A 6,641-nucleotide genomic window follows, 5' to 3' on the forward strand; every position below is an offset into this window, starting at 1 on the left:
GATGCCGCTTGGCGAGCGCGCAAGTGGGGTACCGTCGTGACCATGACGAACTCCGCCTCCGCGCGCCCGGAACTTCGGTACCCTCCGCTGCCGGAGGCGCTGCTCGTGCCGGTGTACGACAACCACACCCATCTGGACCCGTCCGTCGGGTCCGGTCGCCCCGTCGCTGACGGGGGAGCGCTCGACTACCGGGAGCACCTCGACCGCGCGTCGAGTGTCGGCGTTCGCGGGATCGTGCAGGTCGGCACGGACGTCGAGTCGTCGATCTGGAGCGCCGAAACGGCAGCCATCGAGCCGAGGATGCTTGCCGCCGTCGCAATCCACCCCAACGAGACCCCCCGGCTGGACGCTGAGGGCGGCCTCGACGATGCCCTCGCCGTGATCGACGAGCTGGCCGGCCGGCCCCGGGTTCGGGCGATCGGGGAGACCGGTCTCGATTACTACCGCACCGGACCGGAGGGCCGCGCGGCGCAGCAGCGCGCGTTCGAGGCGCACATCCGGATGGCAAAGGACCACCACCTCGCGCTGCAGATCCACGACCGCGACGCCCACGCCGACGTGCTCGAAACCCTGCGCCGAGTCGGCGCACCCGAACGCACAGTGTTCCATTGCTTCTCGGGCGACGCAGAACTCGCCAGGGAGTGCGCCGACAACGGATGGTTCATGTCGTTCGCCGGGACGGCAACGTTCAAAAACGCCGAGAACCTCCGGGGCGCGCTCGACGTGGCGCCGCGGAACCTTCTTCTGCTCGAGACGGATGCCCCGTATCTGACCCCCATGCCGCATCGCGGTCAGCCGAACGCCCCGTATCTGCTTCCGCACACGGTCCGAGCCATTGCGGCTCACCTCGGCACGGACCCGTCGATGCTCGCCGCCCAGATCTCCTCCAACACCGAGTACGTGTACGGCCATTGGGATGAGGACCCCGTTACCTCCCAGCCGGACCCGTACGACACTCCTCAGAAAGACCGCGAATGAGCCTCCTCGGCCCCGCAGAAATCCGTGACCTCGCCGACATGCTCGACGTCCAGCCGACGAAGAAACTCGGCCAGAACTTCGTCGTCGACGCCAACACGGTGCGCCGCATCGTCAAAGTCGCGAGGGTCGCCCCGGGCGAACACGTTGTCGAGGTCGGTCCAGGTCTGGGTTCGCTCACCCTCGGCCTGCTCGCAGCGGGGGCGAGCGTCGTGGCCGTGGAGATCGACCACCGTCTCGCCGACCAGCTGCCGAAAACCGTCGAACTGCTGCAGCCGGGCGCCCCGCTCACCGTGGTGAGCGCCGATGCGATGCGGATCACTGAACTCCCCGGCGATCCGACCCGGCTCGTCGCGAACCTCCCGTACAACATCTCAGTGCCCGTGCTGCTGCACCTGCTCGAGCATTTCGAATCGATCCGCGCCGGTGTCGTGATGGTCCAGGCCGAGGTCGGCCACCGCCTCGCGGCCGAACCCGGGTCGAAGATCTACGGCAGCCCGAGCGTCAAGGCCAGCTGGTACGGCGCCTGGCGAACCGCTGGGACGGTGAGCCGCCAGGTGTTCTGGCCCGTTCCGAACGTCGACTCCGTCCTCGTCGGCTTCGACCGCCGCGACGACGCGATCGGCACCGAAGAAGAGCGCGTCCTCACCTTCAGCATCGTCGACGCCGCCTTCCAGCAACGGCGGAAGATGTTGCGGCAGTCCCTCGGCCAGCTGCTCGGCGGGTCGGCCGCAGCAACGGATGCCATGACAGCGGCCGGCATCGCACCGACCGCACGAGGAGAGGAACTCACCGTGCACGACTTCCTCGCCATCGCACGCCAGGTGAGGGCGCTCTGATGGTCGTCTCCCGGCAGAGTGACAGCATCGGCGACGCGTCCGTCCTCGCCACGACCGGCCAGAGCCGTGAGAACTGGCGGACCATGTTGACGGACGCAGGCGCGACCGAGGATGGAATGCCAGCTGCCAAGGAGTTCCTTCGCGGGGCCTTGCCCCCGGCGCTGCGTTAGGTTGGTTGCATGACCGCTCCGCTGGCCCCGACATTCGCCCACGCACGGGCGCCCGGGAAGATCAACGTCTTCCTGAAGGTCGGCGAGCTGATGGAGGACGGATACCACGACCTCGCGACGGCGTTTCAGGCTGTGTCGCTGTACGAGGACGTCCGCGCATACCCAGCGTCCGACTTCTCGGTCAGCTTCTCCGGGCCGATCGACACGTCGTCGCTCGCGGTCGACGGCAGTAACCTCGCCATCAAAGCGGCGCGGATGCTCGCTCGCAAGGCCGGGTACCGCAGGGGAGTGCGTCTGGACATCGAAAAGCACGTTCCCATCGCCGGGGGAATGGGCGGCGGCTCGGCGGATGCCGCGGCCACCCTGCTCGCCTGCGATTCGCTCTGGGGCACCGAGGTTCCGCGCGATGACCTGTTGGCGATGGCCGGCAAACTCGGCGCCGATGTGCCATTCGCTCTCACCGGAGGAACCGCGATCGGAACCGGTAAAGGCGACCGGCTCAGCCCGGCGCTGGCGAAGGGCACCTTCTCCTGGGTCCTCGCGATCGCCGAGTTCGGGATGTCGACGCCGGACGTGTACCGCGCCCTCGACGCCCACCGGGAAAGGCACGCCCAGGACATCTTTCCCGCCGTCTCGCAGCCGACGGTTGACGCCGAAGTGCTCCAGGCTCTGCGCGCCGGTGATCCCAGGCAGCTCGCAGAGGCCCTCCACAACGACCTCCAGGCCGCCGCGCTCCATCTCGCTCCCGGGCTGGGCACCATCCTCGAACTCGGCGAGCAGATGGGTGCCCTCGCCGGGATCGTTTCGGGTTCAGGCCCGACCGTTGCGTTCCTTGCGCCCGATGCCGACACCGCGCTCGAACTGCAGGTCAGCCTCAGCGCGTCACGCCTCAACGTGATCCGGGTGACCGGGCCGGTGCACGGGGCGCGGCTCCTGCACGACTGATGGCGGTTCGCTCCCTCCCCGGCGCTTAGGCTTGGGGGGTGGCCCACCTTCTCGGAGCAGAACAGCTCCATCTTGAATACCCGACCCGTGTGATCTTCGACTCTGTCACTGCCGGGGTGAACGAGGGCGATCGGATCGGTGTCGTCGGGCGAAACGGCGACGGCAAGTCGACCCTGCTCTCCCTTCTCGCCGGGCGGATCGAACCGGATGGCGGTCGCGTCACGCGCCGCCGCGGCGTCACCATTGGCATGCTCGACCAGCGCGACGAGCAGCCGGACGACCTCATCGTGTCGCAGGCGATCGTCGGCTCGGCAGAAGACCATGAGTGGGCGGGAAGTTCGCTCATCCGCGACGTCATCGGCGGTCTCATCCAGGACATCCCCTGGCACGCGACGATCGGCTCGCTGTCCGGTGGCCAGCGACGCCGTGTCGCACTCGCCGCACTTCTCGTCGGTGACTGGGACGTCCTGTTCCTCGACGAACCCACCAACCACCTCGACGTCGAAGGCATCGCCTGGCTTGCCGCCCACCTGAAGAAGCGGTGGTCGCCCTCGAGCGGCGGCCTCATCGTCGTCACGCACGACCGGTGGTTCCTCGACGAGGTCTGCACAGCCACCTGGGAGGTGCACGACCGGCTCATCGAACCGTTCGAGGGCGGGTACGCCGCGTACATCCTGCAGCGGGTCGAGCGCGACCGGATGGCGGCGGCGAGCGAATCCAAACGACAGAATCTGATGCGCAAGGAGCTGGCCTGGCTCCGGCGCGGTGCCCCAGCGCGGACCACCAAACCGAAGTTCCGCATGGATGCCGCATACGAACTGATCGAGAACGAGCCGGAGCCGCGCAACACTGTGGCGCTCGCCCAGATGGCGACCTCCCGGCTCGGCAAGGACGTCGTCGACCTGCTCGACGCCGGCGTCGTCTACCCGGACCCCGAATCGGCGACGGGAACTCGAACGGTGTTGAAGGACATCGAATGGCGTATTGCGCCGGGGGAGCGCACCGCGATCCTCGGTGTCAACGGTGCGGGCAAGTCGACCCTGCTCGGCCTGGTCACCGGCACTGTCACGCCGACGTCTGGCCGGGTCAAGCGCGGCAAGACCGTGAAGATCGCCAGCCTCACCCAGCAGCTCGACGAGCTCAAGGAGATCGAGCACGAACGCGTCTCCACCGTCGTCGGCATGCAGAAGACCTCGTACGTGACCGGCGACAAGGAGATGACGCCTGGGCAGATGCTCGAACGGCTCGGGTTCACCAGCGCACAGCTCTCCACCCCGGTGAAGGACCTTTCCGGTGGCCAGCGTCGCCGGCTGCAGTTGCTGCTCATCCTCCTCGATGAGCCGAACGTCCTCATCCTCGACGAGCCCACCAACGACCTTGACACCGACATGCTCGCGGCGATCGAGGATCTCCTCGACTCGTGGCCGGGAACTCTTCTCGTCGTGTCGCACGACCGGTACCTGGTCGAGCGGGTCACCGACCAGCAGTACGCCGTGCTCGACGGACACCTCAGGCACCTCCCCGGCGGGGTTGATGAATACCTCGCGCTCCGCTCCGGGCAGGATGCCGCACCGCTGATCGCGCCGCTCGCCGCTGACGGTGCAGCCGCCGTCTCGGCAACGCCCAAGCTCGGCGGAGCGGAACTCCGCAATGCGCAGAAGGAAATCGCGTCAACCGACCGCAAGATCCAGAAGATGCGTCAGCGGATCGTCGACACGCACGAGCTTCTCGCCACCCACGACCAGAACGACTACGTCGGGCTCGGGGAGCTCAGCGATCGTCTCCGCGGGTACGAGTCCGAGTTGGTCGCCTTTGAAACGCGCTGGCTCGAGCTGTCTGAGCTCCTCGAGTAGACCCGCGCCTCTTCTCTGCTCCGACAGAAACGGCTGGACTTTCTCGCGAAGTCCAGCCGTTTCTGTCTACGCCGCAAGGAGGCGAGCAGCCATTTCTGTCGCCGCAGCGCGGCGAGGAGGAACAAAAAAGCCGGCCTCCACGGTTTCCCGTGAAGGCCGGCTTCTCAAAGAATTACGAAGTCAGCCGAAACTGACGAAGCAATAGTTTTAGTTACAGCGGGCGGATGTTCTCAGCCTGCAGACCCTTGGGGCCCGTTGCGGTTTCGAATTCAACCTTCTGGTTCTCCTCGAGCGAGCGGAAGCCGCTGGAAGCGATGGCCGAGAAGTGCGCGAACACGTCGGCGCTTCCGTCATCGGGAGCGATGAATCCGAAGCCTTTTTCTGCGTTAAACCACTTGACGGTTCCTGTTGCCATGATGATCTCCTTAGGAGTCTTGTGGATGACGACTGTCGTCATCCCAAATGCGGCGTACCTGTCCGCTCCTACAAGAAACGGCGGTTCTTCAGATGAAGGAACCGCCGTAAATCAATCACTGCGTAACACTACTACTGCGCTGCCAACACTAACCCACGCCGCGGTGAGATGCAAGCGATTCGAAATATTGGCTGAGTATATGCCTATTCCCGTAATGTAATCGCCGCAGGGAATATGTCACCACGTAGTCTCTGAAACATCCCGAGCACACGCTCGTTTTCGTCACGGCTGGGAAGTCGGGCTCAACCCTTTTGGAGGTGCCATGACTGTCACAGCGACCCTTGGTCCCGTACGCAAGACCACCGCACGAATCGACGGATTGGACAATCCGACGACAACGTTCGCCGCACTACTGAAGACCGTTCGTGAGGCGGGTCTTCTCAAACGCCGCACCGGTTTCTACATGCTCGTGCTCACCGCCCTGGCCCTTGCGCTCGGTGGTCTCGCCACGGGCTTCGTCCTTCTCGGCGACTCCTGGTATCAGCTGCTCATTGCAGCGGGCCTCGGCATCGTCCTCACCCAGGTGGCCTTCGTCGCCCATGAGGCCTCTCACCGTCAGATCTTCGAATCCGGTCCGGCCAACGACCGCCTCGGCCGCATCCTCGCCGACGGCGTCGTCGGCATCAGCTACGCCTGGTGGATGACGAAGCACACCCGCCATCACGCCAACCCCAACACGGTCGGCAAGGACCCGGACATCGAGATCGACACCATCTCGTTCAAGGAAGAGGATGCCGCGAAAGCCACGGGGCTGCTCGCCTTCATCACCCGGCGCCAGGGCTACCTCTTCTTCCCGCTGCTGACGCTGGAGGGAATCAACCTTCACTTCCTGTCGATCCGGACTTTGTTCACCTCCGAGACGATCGACAAGCGCTGGCTCGAGTTCACGCTCATCGGCCTGCGCCTCGGCATCTATCTCGCGATCCTGTTTGTATTCCTCCCGGTCGGCATGGCGTTCGCCTTCCTCGGCGTTCAGATGGCCGTCTTCGGCGTGTACATGGGAGCGTCCTTCGCGCCCAACCACAAGGGGATGCCGCTCATCGCCGAAGGCGCGAAGGTCGACTTCCTGTCGAAGCAGGTCCTCACCAGCCGCAACATTCGCGGCCGGGGAATGAGCTACTTCATGGGCGGCCTCAACTACCAGATCGAACACCACCTGTTCCCGAGCATGCCGCGCCCGCACCTGAAGCACGCGCGCGAGATCGTGATCGAGCACTGCAAGACCATTGGCGTCCCCTACACGGAGACGACCCTCGTGCGCTCGTACGCGATCGTCATCGACTACCTCAACCGGGTGGGCCTCTCGGCTCGCGACCCGTTCGACTGCCCCATGGTCAACCAGTTCCGCCGGCCGTGAGCTGACAGTTCCCGAGAAGCGCCCGGT

6 protein-coding genes are annotated in these 6,641 nt (G+C 65.6%); 5 read left to right on the top strand and 1 reads right to left on the bottom strand.

Annotation, left to right across the window (positions count from 1 at the left end):
• Positions 1–42 precede the first annotated feature (42 nt).
• The 4 genes from ACLQ62_RS01460 (at position 43) to ACLQ62_RS01475 (ending at position 4,782) form a co-directional block, all read left to right on the top strand.
• Positions 43–978, top strand: a complete 936-nt coding sequence (locus ACLQ62_RS01460; protein WP_411719881.1) for a TatD family hydrolase — start codon at positions 43–45, stop codon at positions 976–978.
• Positions 975–1,814, top strand: coding sequence for a 16S rRNA (adenine(1518)-N(6)/adenine(1519)-N(6))-dimethyltransferase RsmA (gene rsmA / locus ACLQ62_RS01465; protein ID WP_411719882.1), 840 nt, complete (start codon positions 975–977; stop codon positions 1,812–1,814). The genes ACLQ62_RS01460 and rsmA overlap by 4 nt, the downstream gene beginning before the upstream one ends.
• 179 nt (positions 1,815–1,993) lie before the next feature.
• Positions 1,994–2,929: a 4-(cytidine 5'-diphospho)-2-C-methyl-D-erythritol kinase gene (locus tag ACLQ62_RS01470; RefSeq protein ID WP_411719883.1), complete on the top strand. Its 936-nt coding sequence runs from the start codon at positions 1,994–1,996 to the stop codon at positions 2,927–2,929.
• A 38-nt stretch (positions 2,930–2,967) separates the two neighbouring features.
• Positions 2,968–4,782: an ABC-F family ATP-binding cassette domain-containing protein gene (locus ACLQ62_RS01475; protein WP_411719884.1), complete on the top strand. Its 1,815-nt coding sequence runs from the start codon at positions 2,968–2,970 to the stop codon at positions 4,780–4,782.
• 211 nt (positions 4,783–4,993) lie between these two features.
• Here ACLQ62_RS01475 and ACLQ62_RS01480 read toward each other — a convergent pair whose 3' ends face one another.
• Positions 4,994–5,197 carry a cold-shock protein gene (locus ACLQ62_RS01480; protein WP_090712708.1) on the bottom strand — a complete coding sequence of 68 codons (204 nt, stop codon included), beginning with the start codon at positions 5,195–5,197 and terminating at the stop codon, positions 4,994–4,996.
• 322 nt (positions 5,198–5,519) lie between these two features.
• On the opposite strand from ACLQ62_RS01480, the gene ACLQ62_RS01485 reads away from it, so the two are divergent.
• Positions 5,520–6,614, top strand: a complete 1,095-nt coding sequence (locus tag ACLQ62_RS01485) for a fatty acid desaturase family protein (RefSeq protein ID WP_411719885.1) — start codon at positions 5,520–5,522, stop codon at positions 6,612–6,614.
• Positions 6,615–6,641 lie beyond the last annotated feature (27 nt).

It is taken from the genome of Mycetocola sp. (genome assembly GCF_046716805.1).
Classification (GTDB): Bacteria; Actinomycetota; Actinomycetes; order Actinomycetales; family Microbacteriaceae; genus Mycetocola_A.

What these genes read in the sequence shown, in the direction of transcription:
- rsmA (WP_411719882.1), top strand. Translation starts at nt 975, where the DNA reads ATGAGCCTCCTCGGCCCCGCAGAAATCCGTGACCTCGCCGACATGCTC.
- ACLQ62_RS01470 (WP_411719883.1), top strand. Translation starts at nt 1,994, where the DNA reads ATGACCGCTCCGCTGGCCCCGACATTCGCCCACGCACGGGCGCCCGGG.
- ACLQ62_RS01480 (WP_090712708.1), bottom strand. Translation starts at nt 5,197, where the DNA reads ATGGCAACAGGAACCGTCAAGTGGTTTAACGCAGAAAAAGGCTTCGGA.
- ACLQ62_RS01485 (WP_411719885.1), top strand. Translation starts at nt 5,520, where the DNA reads ATGACTGTCACAGCGACCCTTGGTCCCGTACGCAAGACCACCGCACGA.
- ACLQ62_RS01460 (WP_411719881.1), top strand. Translation starts at nt 43, where the DNA reads ATGACGAACTCCGCCTCCGCGCGCCCGGAACTTCGGTACCCTCCGCTG.